Annotated in this window: 11 protein-coding genes and 1 pseudogene; 5 read left to right on the plus strand and 7 right to left on the minus strand. The window is 44.2% G+C overall.

Annotation, left to right across the window (positions count from 1 at the left end):
* Positions 1–40 precede the first annotated feature (40 nt).
* A complete protein-coding gene (gene thiO, locus N0824_RS21675; protein WP_108937341.1) occupies positions 41–1,972 on the minus strand; it encodes a glycine oxidase ThiO in 1,932 nt (643 codons plus the stop codon).
* 243 nt (positions 1,973–2,215) lie between these two features.
* Between thiO and N0824_RS15210 the strand changes: the two genes are divergently transcribed.
* Positions 2,216–2,842: a DUF2301 domain-containing membrane protein gene (locus N0824_RS15210; RefSeq protein WP_108937384.1), complete on the plus strand. Its 627-nt coding sequence runs from the start codon at positions 2,216–2,218 to the stop codon at positions 2,840–2,842.
* A gap of 31 nt (positions 2,843–2,873) precedes the next feature.
* Here the strand turns inward: N0824_RS15210 and N0824_RS15215 are convergent, their stop codons facing one another.
* From N0824_RS15215 to N0824_RS15230, 4 genes are all read right to left on the minus strand, one after another.
* Positions 2,874–3,872: a nitrate ABC transporter ATP-binding protein gene (locus N0824_RS15215; protein ID WP_108937342.1), complete on the minus strand. Its 999-nt coding sequence runs from the start codon at positions 3,870–3,872 to the stop codon at positions 2,874–2,876.
* Positions 3,873–3,918: 46 nt separating this feature from the next.
* Positions 3,919–5,925, minus strand: a complete 2,007-nt coding sequence (locus N0824_RS15220) for a nitrate ABC transporter ATP-binding protein (RefSeq protein WP_108937343.1) — start codon at positions 5,923–5,925, stop codon at positions 3,919–3,921.
* 248 nt (positions 5,926–6,173) lie between these two features.
* Entirely contained in the window at positions 6,174–7,001 is an 828-nt protein-coding gene (ntrB, locus tag N0824_RS15225) for a nitrate ABC transporter permease (RefSeq protein WP_108937344.1), read from the minus strand.
* 143 nt (positions 7,002–7,144) lie between these two features.
* A complete protein-coding gene (locus N0824_RS15230) occupies positions 7,145–8,467 on the minus strand; it encodes a CmpA/NrtA family ABC transporter substrate-binding protein (protein ID WP_108937345.1) in 1,323 nt (440 codons plus the stop codon).
* Positions 8,468–9,327: 860 nt separating this feature from the next.
* Between N0824_RS15230 and N0824_RS15235 the strand changes: the two genes are divergently transcribed.
* The 3 genes from N0824_RS15235 (at position 9,328) to N0824_RS15245 (ending at position 13,023) form a co-directional block, all read left to right on the plus strand.
* Complete coding sequence (locus tag N0824_RS15235) at positions 9,328–9,519, plus strand: hypothetical protein (protein WP_108937346.1); 192 nt, start codon at positions 9,328–9,330, stop codon at positions 9,517–9,519.
* A 23-nt stretch (positions 9,520–9,542) separates the two neighbouring features.
* Positions 9,543–11,285 carry an ABC transporter ATP-binding protein gene (locus tag N0824_RS15240; protein WP_108937347.1) on the plus strand — a complete coding sequence of 581 codons (1,743 nt, stop codon included), beginning with the start codon at positions 9,543–9,545 and terminating at the stop codon, positions 11,283–11,285.
* Positions 11,286–11,361: 76 nt separating this feature from the next.
* Positions 11,362–13,023, plus strand: a complete 1,662-nt coding sequence (locus N0824_RS15245; protein WP_108937348.1) for a metallophosphoesterase family protein — start codon at positions 11,362–11,364, stop codon at positions 13,021–13,023.
* 332 nt (positions 13,024–13,355) lie between these two features.
* Here the strand turns inward: N0824_RS15245 and N0824_RS15255 are convergent.
* Positions 13,356–14,505: pseudogene (locus tag N0824_RS15255) on the minus strand (IS1634 family transposase).
* 335 nt (positions 14,506–14,840) lie between these two features.
* On the opposite strand from N0824_RS15255, the gene kdpC reads away from it, so the two are divergent.
* Positions 14,841–15,485 (plus strand): K(+)-transporting ATPase subunit C, encoded by a 645-nt coding sequence (gene kdpC / locus N0824_RS15260; RefSeq protein ID WP_108937349.1) that lies wholly within the window; start codon positions 14,841–14,843, stop codon positions 15,483–15,485.
* A 132-nt stretch (positions 15,486–15,617) separates the two neighbouring features.
* Here kdpC and N0824_RS15265 read toward each other — a convergent pair whose 3' ends face one another.
* Positions 15,618–16,301: a YdcF family protein gene (locus tag N0824_RS15265; protein WP_108937350.1), complete on the minus strand. Its 684-nt coding sequence runs from the start codon at positions 16,299–16,301 to the stop codon at positions 15,618–15,620.
* Between the last annotated feature and the right edge of the window lie 2 nt (positions 16,302–16,303).

Consider the following 16,303-nt stretch of genomic DNA (forward strand, 5'->3'; position numbering starts at 1 on the left):
CTATCTCCCCTATTTTAACGGGTTTCGATAGATCACCTGGTTAGGCGATCGTTCCCGTCAAGGGGGAACTAGGACTAGCATAGGACTTAATCGGCATTCTTCCCGCTAAATAGGCTAAACGTCCCGCTTTTGCCGCCATTGCCATGGCTTGAGCCATCATAACCGGATTGGCTGCCATAGCGATCGCACTGTTAATTAATAAAGCATCGGCCCCCATTTCCATGGCCCGGGCCGCTTCTGAGGCTGTACCGATCCCGGCATCCACTACCACGGGAATTTTGGACGATTCGATGATAATCGCGATATTTGCCTCATTTTTCAGTCCCTGTCCCGACCCAATCGGCGATCCTAGGGGCATAACCGTGGCGCAGCCGGCTTCCTCTAAACGTTTGGCTAAGAGAGGATCGGCGTTAATATAGGGCAGTACGGCAAAACCTTCTTTAACTAATTGTTCGGCCGCTTGCAAAGTTCCGATCGGATCGGGTAATAAATATTTAGGATCGGGAATAACTTCGAGTTTAATAAAGTTATTGTCTTCCTGTCCCAATAATTTGGCCATTTCTCGCCCTAAACGGGCCACCCGAACCGCTTCTTCGGCCGTTTGACAACCGGCAGTGTTGGGTAACATCCAGATTTTCGACCAATCGATCGCCTCTGCTAATCCCTCATGGCCGGGTGCGTTCGTTTGTACTCGTCTAACGGCAACCGTGACAATCTGACATTCACTGGCACTAATACTTTCCTGCATAGTCGTCAGATTGGCATATTTGCCAGTCCCAGTCATCAAGCGGGAGTGAAAGGTTTTCCCAGCAATAGTGAGGCGATCATTTTGGGGCGATAAAAGCGCTTGGGGTTTATTCTCAATAATAGTTAAGGACATAGGTGGAATAGTAACGGGTGATGGTTGATTAAAGCGATCGCAGCGAAAATGGGTCAAAATGGGATTAACTTTGTCATTAATCACCAGGTCAGCGATTAAGGAAGCAGTGACAGGAGCGAGTAAAATGCCATTGCGATAGTGACCGGTGGCTAAAATCAGGTTATCACAGCTACTGCGGCCTAAAATGGGTAATTCATCTGGTGTACCCGGACGGAATCCCCACCACATCTCCTCGATTTCCCAGTCAGCTAAAGGGGGATAGAGACGGGTAGCGCGTTCAAAAAGGGTTTGCAGTCCTTGGGGTGTATTGCCAGTTTGCCAGGCCACTTTTTCGGAAGTGGCCCCGATAATTAAACGACCATTGCGACGGGGAACCAGATAGGTTTGCGGACCGAATAAAACCCTAGCTAAGGTCTGGTTAGGGGGCATTTTTACAGCGGCCATTTGACCTTTGACGGGATGGATAGGGAGGGGTAAAAGTTGACTAGCCCAGGATCCGGCCGCTAAAATGTAAATTTTTGCTTCTAATTCCCCAATTGAGGTATAAATACTCTTGACTTTTCCCTGCTTTTGTTGTAGGGCGTGGACTTCTACCCCTTGGCGAATTTCTACCCCTAAATTTTCGGCCGCTTGTTGCAGCGCAGTCACTAGCTGCCGGTTGTCCACTTGTCCATCGTCGGGATACCACCAACCACCGATCACATCTTTACCTAGGCCTGGTTGGTAGAGGTGAACTGCATTGCTGTCTAACCAAATTTTATTAGCTGTATTGGCAGCAATGGGCTGATCTAGCTCGTAAATGGGAGCAAGAATACCACAGGGATAGTAACCGCTGTTTATTCCCGTTAAATCCTCGATTTTGCGGCTCCATTCTGGATATAGCCAGCGCGATTGCAGGCAAAGATCGAGAAATGGACCCGGGGGAATCCCTTCCGCGTGGGGGGCTAACATTCCCGCAGCCGCACGACTAGCGGCCTGAGCTATATCTCGAACTAGGAGGGTAACTTTTGCCCCGCGCAATTGCAAATCGACGGCGATCGCTAATCCGATGATACCACCGCCCACGATCAAAATTTCGCTAGTTGAGTTCATAAAGTCTCTGGCACCAACAATAATTACTGAAATGACAAGGAATCAGAATTTAGAAAAAGAAAAACGTATTAAAATAACATATATAGTTTTTTTATACCAATTAATCATAATTTTTAGCTTGATTGACTACTAAACTCCCAAATGGTTGGCCGAGAGGGGGGAGAAGTGAGGCTACTGGCATAATTTAAGCTTAAGATGATTTGTAGTCAATCTTTTCTAAGCTTCCCTTTTTCTTTAGAGCTTATGACTTCCTCTACTGTCGATCGAGTTTATCAAGGTCAATTCGGAGAGTTTACGATTACGGATAGCGATCACCTAGGTGTGCGTCTCTACCGTCTGGGGTTAAATTTAGCGGCTTTTAGTTTCGCTGTCGCTACAATTATAGTTCTCACCCGACCGCAATTATTGCCCCTGACTAACCTTTTATACATGGGTTTTTGTCTGGGGTTAGGCATCAGTTTATTGACTATCCATATTTATTTAATTCCCCTCCATCGTCTCCTGCAAGTTTTTTGGCTAATCGGGGCGATTACTTCCCTAATTTTCAGCCTCTATTCTCACCTTTCCCCCCTAGAATTTGTCTATCACCATCCGGTGAGTTTATTGGGTGTGGGCTTTATTTTTGCTAGTCTCACGGGGATTTATTTCAAAGAAGCTTTTTGTTTTAATCGTCTAGAAACCAAGTTTTTAACCCCTCTAGTTCCCACCCTTTTACTCGGTCATCTTTTGGGGATATTGCCCCTAAATTGGGAAAAGGGGCTATTAATTCTCTGGGCGACTTTATTCGTTATCTTTGCTCTGAGAAAGTTAAGCCAACCTCTCCCCAACGATATCGGTGATAAATCGGTCTTTGAACATCTTAATCATTGATAACTGATAACTGATAACTGATAACTGTTACCTATCTGGGGGCCTCAATGGTAGCCGGATTAGTAGTATTGGCAGTCTTGCTGGTGAACATTTGTATTAGACTAAAACCGACAAAAGCGAGTAAAGCTATGCCACCAATAGTAGTAACAATTTTACCCACGAGATTTTCTGTGCGGGGTTGTTCGGTGGCATCCTCGTTGGGATCCTCCGAATGGGCAAAACGATTGTAGAGGAAATCGAGGGCTTCATTGCGGAGTTCGTAGTAACGGGGATCCTCGGTAATTTGGGAACGAACCCGGGGACGAGCAAAAGGCATCTTTAACACCTCCCCGATTTTAGCACTCGGGCCATTGGTCATCATCACCAAGCGATCGCACAAGAACAAAGCCTCATCGATATCGTGGGTAATCATCAACACGGTTAACTGGTGTTCTTGCCAGATTTTCAGCAATTCTTCCTGTAATTCCTCTTTGGTGATCGCATCTAAAGCCCCAAAAGGTTCATCGAGGATGAGGACTTGGGGACGAATAGCCAGGGCGCGGGCGATCGCTACCCGTTGTTTCATACCTCCCGATAATTGGGGGGGTTTTTTCTGGGCTGCTTCTGTCAATCCCACTAAGGATAGATTTTCTTCCACGATCCTCACCTTCTCAGCGTGAGATTTTTCGGGATAAACCGAATTAACCCCGATATAAACGTTCTCAAAGGCAGTTTTCCAGGGCAGAAGCGAATAATTTTGGAATACCATCATCCGGTCCGGTCCTGGTTCCTTAACCTCTTTATCCTGTAGCAGCACTTGCCCACGACTAGGAGAAGAAAACCCCGCCACCATATTTAAAAGGGTCGATTTACCGCAGCCGGAGTGACCGATAATGCAGACAAATTCCCCCTCATTGACTTGCAGCTCCACACCGTCTAAAACGGTGTAAACCCCTTCGGGGGAGGGGTATTCTTTGGCAACATTACTAACTAATAAAAAAGGCTGGGTGGTGGTGCTGGAATTCACGGTCTTATCGGTAAAAGTTTGCATATTCGTCCTAGATTTATTTTAAGGTGGGCAAAGCCCACCACAATCATTAATTAGCGACGGGATCATCGAGGAGAACTTCTGAGACGCGATAATCGCGACGGATGGAAAAACGTTCCAGATAGCCGATCGGATCGTCGGGATTGAAAATAAGATGATCAAAGAGGGCGAAACTGTGGCGATCGGGTTCCAAATCGGGAAGACCCAGGGACCGGCAAGCTTCGCCAAACAGATCGGGACGACGGACGCGTTCAATCACTTCCACCCAGTTGCGGGGAAAAGGCGCGTAACCCCAACGGGCAAGCTGAGTTAGGGTCCATAGGGCCTCACTGCGGCCCGGACAGTTAGCTTGATCGACGTAAAACTGATTAAATCGGAATAGGGGTTCGGGGGCAGTTCCTAAACCGCGATCGTAACCATCGAGGAAACCGGGGCGAATAATTGCCCTATGCACGCCCACATACTGGGACTGACTGAGAATATTAACGATTTCTTCTCGATTACGCCGATCATCGCAGTATTCACAGGCTTTAATTAAAGCTTTGACCATGGCGATATGGGTTTCGGGATGTTTCGCCGCCCAAGCTTCCTTGACCCCGAGGACTTTTTCCTGGTGTCCGGGCCAAATATCAAGATCGGTGGCGATAACGTAGCCTAATTTTTCCTGAACGGCGTAGGAGTTCCAGGGTTCCCCCACACAATAACCGTCGATCTTACCCGCTTTTAGCAGGGAAACCATTTGAGGCGGCGGAATTACGGCTAAATTGACATCACTATCGGGATCGATGCCGCCACTAGCTAACCAGTAGCGTAACAGTAGATTGTGCATGGAGGCGGGGTGAACCATGCCGAAAGTGGCGATTTGGTCGGGACTTTGCAGGAGGGCCCCCTTTAAGTCCTCCAGTTTTTCTACCCCCAATTCCCTGTATTTATTGCTGAGGGTGATGGCGTTACCGTTGCGACTGAGTACCAAAGCGCTAATCACGGGGACAGAGGGTTTATTGCCGGCCCCAATGGTCATGCTGAGGGGCATTCCCGCCACCATCTGGGCCGCATCGAGACGACCGGTGGCTACTCCTTGGGCGAGTGCTTTCCAGTTGGGTTCCCGTTGCAGGACAACATCCTCTAATCCTTCCTCGGCGAAGAAACCTTTCTCTTTGGCGATAATAATCGGGGCGCAATCGGTGAGGGGGATAAAACCGATGGTAGGATTGGTTTTCAGTCGGGTAGCTTGGCCGATCACTGTCACCGGTCCGGTGGGTTGACCGACTTTCTTCGATCGCTTCTGTTGGTTGAGGAAGTAAACGATCTCGTTACGGAGGGAGTAGTAACTGGGGTGGTTAACTACTTCCAAACGATGCCGGGGCCGGGGAATGGGAACATCGAGAATCTGACCGATATGGGCCTCCGGACCGGTGGTTAACATCACTACTCGATCGGATAGTAATAGGGCTTCATCCACATCGTGCGTGACCATGATACAGGTAACGTGGCTTTCTTCGACGATTTCCATCAAACGTTCCTGTAAATTGCCTCTGGTTAACGCATCCAGGGCCCCAAAGGGTTCATCGAGTAGCAGGACTTTTGGCCGTAGGGCTAAGGCGCGGGCGATCGCTACCCGTTGTTTCATGCCTCCCGATAATTCTCCCGGTCGTTTGTTGGCGGCATGGCGCAGGTGTACCATATCGATACTATGTTCGATGACACTTTTGCGTTCAGCGGCCGGTAGATGACGCAGCACACGGTTAACTCCTAGGGCGATATTTTCCCGGACGGTTAACCAAGGCAGCAGCGAATAATTCTGGAAGACCACCATGCGATCGGGACCGGGACCTTTAATTTCTTTTCCCTCTAAAATCACCCCTCCCACCGTCGGGCGATCGAGTCCCGCGACCATATTTAAGAGGGTGGATTTCCCGCAACCGGAGTGACCGATTAAAGAGATAAATTCCCCTTGAGTAACGCTGAGATCGATATTTTTTAGGGCGATATATTGACGGCCATCGGGCAGAGGGAAAACTTTATCAATGTGATCGACTTCAATAAATGCAGACATTTTCAGTTATCAGTTATCAGTTATCAGTTATCAGCTTCTGAAGGCAAGAGGCAACAGGCAAGAGGCAAAAGAAAGAATCTAGCAATTCTCCTATCTAACAAGAAGGTTAGAAACTAGGTAGATCAAAGCTTTTAGCTTAACAAATTAGGTTTTAGATTCGACCCTTGTTATCGGGGGTGAGGTGGGTTGGGTGGCTAATAATTTAGTTTTGAACCTCACCCACTTTTATTTACTTGTAACAATTAAACTTATTTATTTTCTTCGGGTACAACTAATTTAGCGATGTAGGCCATGAGGCGATCGAGTAGGAAACCAACAATACCCACATAAATCAGGGCGAGGATAATTTCACTGATCATGGAACTATTCCAAGCATCCCAGATAAAGAAGCCAATTCCCACGCCACCGATCAGCATTTCCGCCGCTACAATCGCCAACCAAGATAAACCGATACCGATTCTTAATCCCGTGAAAACGTAGGGAACGGTGGCGGGAAAAAGAATATTAAAAAAGTATTCAACTTTGGATAATTTCAGCACTCTAGAGACGTTTTTATAGTCTTGGGGAACCTGTTGTACTCCCACGGCTGTGTTAATAATAATTGGCCAAATTGCTGTAATAAAAATTACAAATATAGCACTAGGTTCGTTATTACGAAAAGCCGCTAGGGAAATGGGTAGCCAAGCTAGGGGGGGAACGGTACGCAGGATTTGGAAAATCGGATCGATCGCATCATAAACTAGGGCGCTACTACCGATTAAAATTCCCACGGCGATGCCAACAATAGCGGCAAGGGTAAAACCGACGGCCACCCGTTGTAAACTGGCGAAAATTTGCCAGAATAACCCCACATCCGTGCCACCATTATTGAAGAAGGGATTAATAATTAATTCCCAGGTATCGCTAACCACTTTGGTGGGACTAGGGAGGGGGGCATCGGGACTAAAACAGAGTATTTGCCAGATGACGAGGAAAATTAATAAAGCAATCGCCGAAGTTGCTAGTTTGGGTAATTTTTTTTTGAGGTCTTTTACCCATTTTGAACCTTGAGAACGACGAGAAATAGAAACAGCCATAATCAGTTATCAGTTATCAGTTATCAGTTATCAGTGGTTCAGTGATCAGCATCAGCATCAGTGATCAGTTATCAGTTATTAATTACCAGTTATGAGCAAATCATCTTTAACTGTTGACGGGTTACTGATCACTGAACACTGATTTAAACCTTTTTAATCTTGAGAGATTTCAGGTAAGCTTGGGGATTTTCGGGGTCAAAAGTAACACCATCAAAGAAAGTTTCCACACCGCGAGAGGTAGAGGTGGGAATTTGATCAGCCGGAACATTGAGGGCTGTGGCGGCTTCTCTCCAGATATCTTCCCGGTTAACCTTATCAACTAAAGCTTTGATGTCCGTATCGGCGGGAATATAGCCCCAACGGATGTCTTCAGTCACAAACCAAGTATCATGACTCTTGTAGGGATAGGAAGCGTTATCAGCCCAGAATTTCATGGCTACGGGGCTATTTTCGATTTTGCGACCATCACCGAAATCGATATTACCCTGCATTCTTCCCAAGATATCGGCGGGGTCAATTTTCAGCCATTCCCGTCCTGAAATAATCTCGCACATTTCCTTAACATTAGCGGGATCGTTGCACCATTGCTGCGCTTCTAGAACAGCCATAGTTAAAGCTTTTGCCGCTTTGGGATTTTTATCCACCCAATCGGCGCGTAAAGCGAAGGCTTTTTCGGGGTGATCCTTCCACAGTTCCCCAGTAATCAAGGCCGAATAACCGAGTTTTTTGTTAACTAATTGGGCGTTCCAAGGTTCCCCCACACAGAAAGCTTGCATCGTGCCGACTTTCATGTTAGCCACCATTTGTGCCGGAGGAACAACAATTAGGGATAGATCTTTATTCGGATCGATACCACTGGCGGCTAACCAATAGCGCATCCAGAGATCGTGAGTACCACCGGGGAAAGTGACGGCGGCTTTAACTTCTTTGCCGGCAGATTTAGCTTTAGCGAAGGATTCTTTCAGTACACCGCTATCGAGGGCAACTTTTAGATCCATGTATTCGTTAGCCACAGAAATCGCTTGACCGTTGGTATTCAAACGCGCCAGAATATACATTGGTACGGGCTGTTTGGTGATTTTGCCCAAGGTCATTAGGTAGGGCATGGGGGATAAAATATGCGCCCCATCGATACCGTTACCCGCCGAACCTAATTCGAGGTTATCCCGGGTTGCAGCCCAAGAGGCTTGTTTCATCACTTGCACATCGGGCATCCCGTGTTTAGCGAATAAACCTTTTTCCTTGGCGATAATTAAAGGTGCCGAGTCAGTGAGGGCAATAAAACCTAGTTTGGCGGTGGTGACTTCGGGAGTTTCTCCACCGGCAGCGGGGGAAGCGGCAGGACTGCCGGCCGGGGAGGGACTGGTCGCGGTATTATTGGGAGTGGCGCAACCGTGGAGAATTGCTGTTCCTACGGCAGTTGCCCCGGCAGTGAAGATAAATCTACGTCTAGAAAGTTTACTCATGGACTAAAAAATCGTGATTAGAAACTAAACAAAGGTGATGAAACGGTGAAAAATTCTCATTATTTCCCCTAACTGACTGCGGTGATAACCGAGAAAATTTCTGGAAAGTAACTGTTGATTCAGTAAGGAGGCTTTGACTATTTTTATCTCTCGATCGCTTTTGCTTCTCCATCTGGGGAGATTTAGCAGTAGTTTTTGTCTAAGAGATTTTTTCTAGAAGCATAACAGTTTTGAGGAGTCGATAGATAGATAGGGGCGGTTTTTGGTCATCTGGGCTAGAAAGATCAGTTTATTTCAGGGTTATTACCGAAGCAATTAACTTAAATTTACAGTCTTCAACAGGAAAATTCGTATAGATTGTTACAAAATATTGCCAGTCATGTAATAAAAGCATAAAAATTTGTCTGAAACGCATGGCAGAGCGATGGGGGTTTTTAGCTATCTTGACTCAGTTATCGGGTTTGAGTTTGCAGTTCACTGATTACCGGTTACTATTTACCGATTACGGAAAAATCCCCGCAAGTATTAGCGATGCCAGCAGCTTGAGACAATCTCTGTTATGCTTTGGAACTTGCCAAGGGCAAAAGCATATTATTATCGATCGATGCTTCCCTTTTATTAGATGAGTTCGCCGAATTAGAAGGGGTAGTTTTAACTATTGAAGATAAGCTAAGACGAATTTAAACTGGGCATTATTAAGTTAGCTAAAAAGCAGATAACCCTTGCTGTTCCAGTGTTCCAGTATTCTGGTGTTGCCCTATCGATCTAGACTAATTTAGATGCGCGGGCGGCTTATTTTGATTAATGCAGAGGAAATTCGCTATATTGAATTTTGGCAGCATCAAACAGAGGTAACTTAAATGTCGGACAAACAAGAAAGACGATATGATAAATTTAAGCGCGGCTATCAAGCTAAAATTGATCAACCCCCGGGTAAACCGCCCCAGGGTGGTTCTAATGTTAAACCGCCACTAAATCAGGACAAGGAGAAAAATAACCCACTGATTATCTATGCCCCCTTTTACCTGTTCCCTGTTCCCTGTTCTAACTGATAACTGATAACTGATAACTGAATATGGCTTATTCTCGCATTAAAAAACTAGCAAATTATCTACGTCCCCATTGGCAAATAGTAACTTGGGGGGTAGTTGCTTTGCTTGTTGTTAATCTTTTGGGTGTTTATATACCGCTTTTAATCCGGGATAGCATCGATGATTTAAGTAAATCCTTTGACTTCCAAAAAATCATTTACTATGTGATTTTTATTATCGCTTTAGCCTCGATTATGTGGTTTATCCGCATGATATCCAGAGTGTTATTATTCGGGATCGGTCGTCAGGTAGAGTTCGATCTTAAACAAAAAATCTTTCAGCATTTATTAACCCTTGAACCTGCCTATTTTTCTCGGCAAACTTCAGGAGATTTAATCAACCGTGCCACTAGCGATGTGGATAATATTCGTCGTCTGGTGGGTTTTGCTTTGCTTAGTTTGGCTAATACTTTTTTTGCCTATGGGTTAACTTTGCCCGTAATGTTAGCGATTCATATTCCCCTTTCAGTCGCCGCTATTTCTGTCTATCCTTTGATGTTAATTGCCGTGCAGTTATTTAGTGGTCGTCTCCAGCGGCAACAACAAAAAGTACAGGCAAAACTATCGCATCTGAGCGATTTAATTCAAGAGGATATGAGTGGTATTACCCTGATTAAAATCTATGCCCAAGAAGTTAACGAGCGCCTAGCATTTAAACAAAGAAATCGCGAATTATTACAGGCTAATTTAGATTTAGCCCAGACTCGTAATTTTCTTTTTCCCCTGGTCGAAGCTTTAGCCTATGTCAGTTTATTGGCCTTGCTTTCCCTCGGTACTAGACAAATTATAGCGGGTAATATCACGATCGGGGACTTTATTGCTCTGTTAATTTTGGCGGAAAGATTAGTTTTTCCTACTACTTTATTAGGTTTCACTATTACGGCCTACCAACAGGGAGAAGTGAGTATCGATCGCCTAGAAACTATTCTGTTAGCTGAGGCTAAAATTAAAGATAATGCCGATTGTATTCACTTAAAAAATATTCAAGGAAAAATTACCGCCAAAGCCTTGACTTTTTCCTATCATGATGCTAGGGAACCCGCCTTAAAATCTCTTTCTTTTACCATTAATCCGGGGGAAATGGTAGCGGTAGTCGGTGCGATCAGGTCGGGAAAATCTACCCTTGCTAACGCTATTCCCCGTCTTTTGGATATTGCGGAAGGACAGTTATTTATTGATCATCAAGATGTGACTCAAATTGCTCTTGAAGAGCTGCGGAAAGCGATCGCTTATGTTCCCCAAGAAAGTTTTTTATTTAGTACCACCATCGAAGATAATATCCGTTACGGAGATCCGCTGCTGAATTTTCCAGCAGTGAAATCGGCAGCCAAACAAGCGAGAATTGAGGAGGAAATCGAGAATTTCCCGCAAAAATACGGAACTTTAGTGGGAGAACGTGGGATTACTCTTTCTGGAGGTCAACGTCAACGGGTCTCTTTAGCGCGAGCTTTAGCCATCCAAGCACCGATTTTAATCCTTGATGATGCCCTATCTAGCGTCGATAATCAAACGGCCACGGCTATTTTGGAAAATCTCAGCCAAGAAAGCCAAAAAACCGTGATTTTTATCTCCCATCAATTATTGGCCGCTGCCACTGCTGATCGGATTTTTGTCATGGATCGCGGAGAAATTGTCCAAATGGGAACCCATGAGGAGTTAATCGCAGTCCCCGGAGTCTATCAAAATCTCTGGCAACGGCAGCAGTTAGAGTCTAAGGTTTTAGATTAACCGATAAAATAGGGAATCTGCTAGTTATTACCGGTGAAGCTGGGGACTATCTCAATTATTCCTTAGGACTGTTTAAATGCAGCACAGCAGTTATCTTTTAGCGACAATGAACAAAGATCAACTTTTAACCGAACCTTTTTTACAATTACCCACCGAAACATCAATACAAGTGATTTGGTTTACGGAATTTTTTGGCACTGGTCATCAGGTGCGCTACGGGGAAAAACTAGAGAAAATGGCCCCCGCTCGCACTAGCAAATTAACTAGAGTTAGAGAAGATGCTCAATCGAGAACCCTTCAAGCTTATCCATCTTTAACCGATCGAGAAATCTGGCGACATCAGGTCGAAATTACTGGTTTAAATCCAGGGGAAAGGGTTCCCTATCAAGTCACCAGTTTTCAGGAAAATACGGCGATTAGAAGTGATATTTATACCCTTACACCAAGACCCAAAAAAGGAACTAATCTCAAAATTCTGCTCACCTCCGATCATCAGTTAATGCCCATGACTGCCGCTAATTTGCAAAAAGTTATTGAAACTATTGGACAGGTAGATGCAGTTTTTTTAGCGGGAGATTTAGTTAATATACCCGATCGAGCTTCTGAATGGTTTGATGATAGTCGCGGTGGGGCATTTTTTCCCTGTTTACAAGGTCGTGCTAATTATACTCTTACCAAGAATGGTATTCAGACTATTTATAAAGGGGGAGAAATTATTCAAAATGCCCCCTTATTTCCTGCGATTGGTAATCATGAAGTTATGGGCAGATTTTCTAATTCCAGAGGTTTAAATGAACAGTTTGAAGATGCTATCCCTCAATTTATTGCTAAAAAACTAGCAGAGGATACATCGGCAATTAATGAAAACTGGTTAAAAAATAATGCTTTTAACACAGAAACCTACGAAGAAATTTTTTCTTTGCCTCAAAATAAATATTATTCTCTGACCTTTGGCGATATTCGTTTAGTGGTTTTATATGTTACTAATATCTGGAGAAATCCCAATTTAGAACCCAGTACAAGGGGAAGATATTACGAAAATCAAAGAGATTTAGATAGACCAGATCGCTGGGGTTACGGTCAGCATATTTTTGAGCCAATTGCTCAGGGTAGTCCCCAATATCAATGGTTAGAAAAAGAGTTAAATAGTCGAGAATTTCAAGAGGCTAAATATAAAGTAGTTATGTTTCATCATCCTCCCCATACCCTAGGGGTCAATATCGTGCCACCCTACACCGATACCTTGCCGACAATTGAACGGGATGCCACGGGAAAAGTTAGATCGGTACGTTATGATTATCCCCAAGAAAATGATTATATTATTCGTGATCTAATTCCCTTATTAGAATCAGCCAAGGTTAATTTGGTTTTTTATGGTCATTCCCATTTATGGAATCGTTTTCTTAGTCCTAAGGGTATGAATTTTCTTGAATCTTCTAACGTTGGTAATAGTTATGGTGCTTATTTAGGTGATAAAAAACGTCCTGTACCTGTCGATAGAAATTATGCAAGCATCGGTAATCCCAATGGATTACCACCAATTATCCCGAATATTGCTCCTCTAGTGGATTGGGTTAATCAACCTTTACCCTATATTGCCAGTAATGATGTGACGGTTTTTAGCATTTTAGATACAGAAAAAGGGACCGTGAGCAGTTATCGTTTTGATACTCGTTATCCTGATTCCGAGGTAATTAAATTTGATGAATTTGACCTTTTTAGCATAGGTGAAGTATAATAAAATTAAAAGATGCTGGTTAAATAGATTCTCTTAGGGGTAATTGTATGACTACTGTTACTAGCAATGATATTCAAGAATTGAAACCCACATTCCGCACCCTAAGTGTCACAACGTCTCAAAAGGGGAAGGGGCGTGAGTCAAAATACTTATCTAGAGGACTGAGTTGGCGGCAAGCTGCCGGCAACTAAGCGGAAAATTTCAGGGTTCCCCCAGTCATTCTCAATAAACAGTGCTTATTGAGAATGACTAGGCAATCAGACTTAACATCTAGGGGGAGATGTTCCAGTTGCTCGCTTTGTTTTGTCACCCCTTGAAGTCAATCCATCTGGTCAAGATAAGAGATAATATTCCTGGCAAGGTTTGGGAAAAAATCTCAAAATGTTGCGCCTCTCATCCGTTAAGTTACTAATCTTTTGATTGTCTTGAATAGGTCGGAGATGAATCCCTTGAAAGTTCTGAAATATCCAGCGTAATGTTGGTCGGTCAGTTAACTTACCCAACTGATTTTTAAGTCCCGTCTCCTGCTGTTTTAAACTTAAACGAAGTTGTCTTTGACCAATAGTATAAACCAGCAGGCACAAGCCCATGAGCATGGCCATGACCTCAATTCTATGGGGAGATTTGAGAAAGACAATGTCGGCAAAAAAGCAGGGGTCTTTGAGAAAAGAAAATGCTCTTTCTGGAGCTTGTTGCCCCTTATATTTTTTGAGTATATCCTCACTGCTCAATCGTTTTTTCTCCAAGTCGTTAGTTGCTAAAACGAATCGTCCTGCTCGTTTCTTTAGCCTCTCAATCGCTGCCAAATTCAACTCTAATTCGGCTTGAACCTGATAGCCTTGAGAGGGTAAATCGTCTTTTGATTGAAGTTTTGACTGCTGGGACTCAGGCGGAATGATATTGACTTTAATCTCCGTTAACTGATGATATTTTAAGGAGTCAGATAATCCTTTGGCTATCGCCAACGCCACCGCTCTATTCTCAAATTCTCTTCGGGATAGTTGGCGGATTTTTTCTTGGCCAGAATTCTTTTCCTGCTCGATTTTTTTCTCTAATTTTTTCAAGTCTGATTCTTGTCTAGCTTGACTTTCAACTAGCAACCATCTTTGTTCTATCCCCCCATAGTTAGAGATGGTTTCCCGCCAGGAATAACCAGGTATTTCTGAATCGGTTAACTCTTTTTCTGAGATGCTATCGACCAATTTTATCATCATTTAATTGTTTGGGTTCAATGCCCTCTCCCAGCAGATGTTCGGTTGCTTTATCTTCAAAAAATTGAGGAAATAAATACAAAGCCCGGGAGACAAATCCCAATCCATTCAGGATAATTGCTTTCACGACTTGCCCCGCTGTGACAATTTCTCCTCGCTCACTTGAGACTTGTTCGTTGATAATTTCAACGATTCCTATTTCATCGATAATTCCGGCTACTAATCCCAGATGGTCTAGATTTTTGACTTCAATTTCTGTTGATTGATTCATGGTCGAACAGTCCACTCGCCTAAGTTTTCCAACAATTCCTATTTTTTCATAATTAGGGGTCTCAAGACCCCCTAACTGGTGCCGAGAAAACCTTCACCAGCTAAGTATTTTTACTCAAGTCTCTGGAGGGGGACAGCTTATGTGACAGTTGAGGCTGCGGAATGTGGGTTTATACCGGAGAGGTTTTAAGAGATTTCTGGCATAATTGATTTTTGAGAGTTCAAAAATGGGAAAAAGCAGAAAATCTCTAAATAGACTCTTTAATTGATTGTGGTTTATTCCTAATTCTCCTGACTCCTAACCCCACCAACAAACTTTTTCAGTAAACCCTAATTATGAGTTTTGCACGCGAGGCCGGTAGAGCCATCCGTTCTACCCTAGTTCTCTGGGTAATTACTGCCCTGATCTATCCTTTCTCGATGATCGCCATCGGTCAAATTCTTTTTCCCTGGCAAGCGAACGGGAGTTTAATTACCAATAATCAAGGTCAAGTGGTGGGTTCGGCTCTAATTGGGCAACCTTTCACCAGCGATCGCTATTTCAATAGTCGTCCGAGTACCACCGCCTACAGTACGGCCGATCCGAAAAACGATCCTAACAAGATCCTGCAAACCGGAATTTCGGGAGCGAGTAACCTAGCTCCCAGTAACCCTGTATTGATCGATCGCATTAAAGGAAAACCCGATCCCGATCCGGCGAAAGCTATAGAGGGGGAGATTCCCCGATTAGAGAAAGCGGGAATTAAACCCACCGCGGATCTGGTGTACACCTCTGGATCGAGTCTCGATCCCCACATCACCCCGGAAGCCGCCAGAGCGCAGATCGAGCGGGTGGCGCGGGTGCGGGGATTACCGACGAATCAAGTGGAGATCCTCGTTACCAAAAACACCGATGATCGCTTTCTCGGCATCTTCGGCGAACCGGGGGTTAACCTACTGAAACTGAATCTGGCTCTAGATGCGATCGCAAATACCCGATAGGGCCTCTGATACTCAATCCTGTTTAAAAGGTATAGGAAAGTGGGAAAAGAGAGTTTGCCTTTAAAAACCCCAAGTTAGTAGATTTACAAAAATGGGATGCAGCCGCTAAAAAACTAACTGGGAGAGGATTGTTTAGCTGATCTTACCTTGAGATTCACATTGAAAACCTTGATCGCGCCAAGCTTCTAAATCAACGGAATTTAAGGGAATGACTTGCCAACAGGGGGGAGAGATTAATTGTCCCACAAAAGCCCAAATTATACTTCTAGTCACATCCAACCCAGTTTTTAGCTTTGATTCGCGATTACCCGGAATACCAATTTCTCGGACTGCATCGATTTCTACTGCTATACCGTGGGATTGCAAGTGAATTGCTGCTAACCATTGAGCGCGGGGTAAATGAGTAGGAGAGGTGACAACTTTTACTTTATGTACTCGCCATTGTTTTAAAATTGGCACGGCAAAGAAAAAATTACCGAAGGTAGAATCGGCACACTTTTCTAACCAGACGTTAGTTTTTGGTGCTTTTGCCCGTTCAAATAGTAATAAAATACAGGGGTCTTTCGAGCCTTCGGAAATCAAAATCGGTATATCCTGGTATTGCTGGGCTAGATTGGCCACATAAATTTCCCGACGAATGCTGCCCCCCAAAACTAAGATGGCATCAACGGGTTTTTGTTGATTCATTGGCAAGCGTATGGCTAAATTAATCGCTAAATTAAGGATAATAAACCCAAAAACCGCAATCAGAGTTAGTTTTAACCATCTTTGCCAATGCCGGTGTTTACGCGCAACATTTTTCGGTTTTTTCGCCATTG

Origin of the sequence: Microcystis sp. 0824, from assembly GCF_003112475.1 — a bacterium.
GTDB lineage: Bacteria > Cyanobacteriota > Cyanobacteriia > Cyanobacteriales > Microcystaceae > Microcystis > Microcystis aeruginosa_C.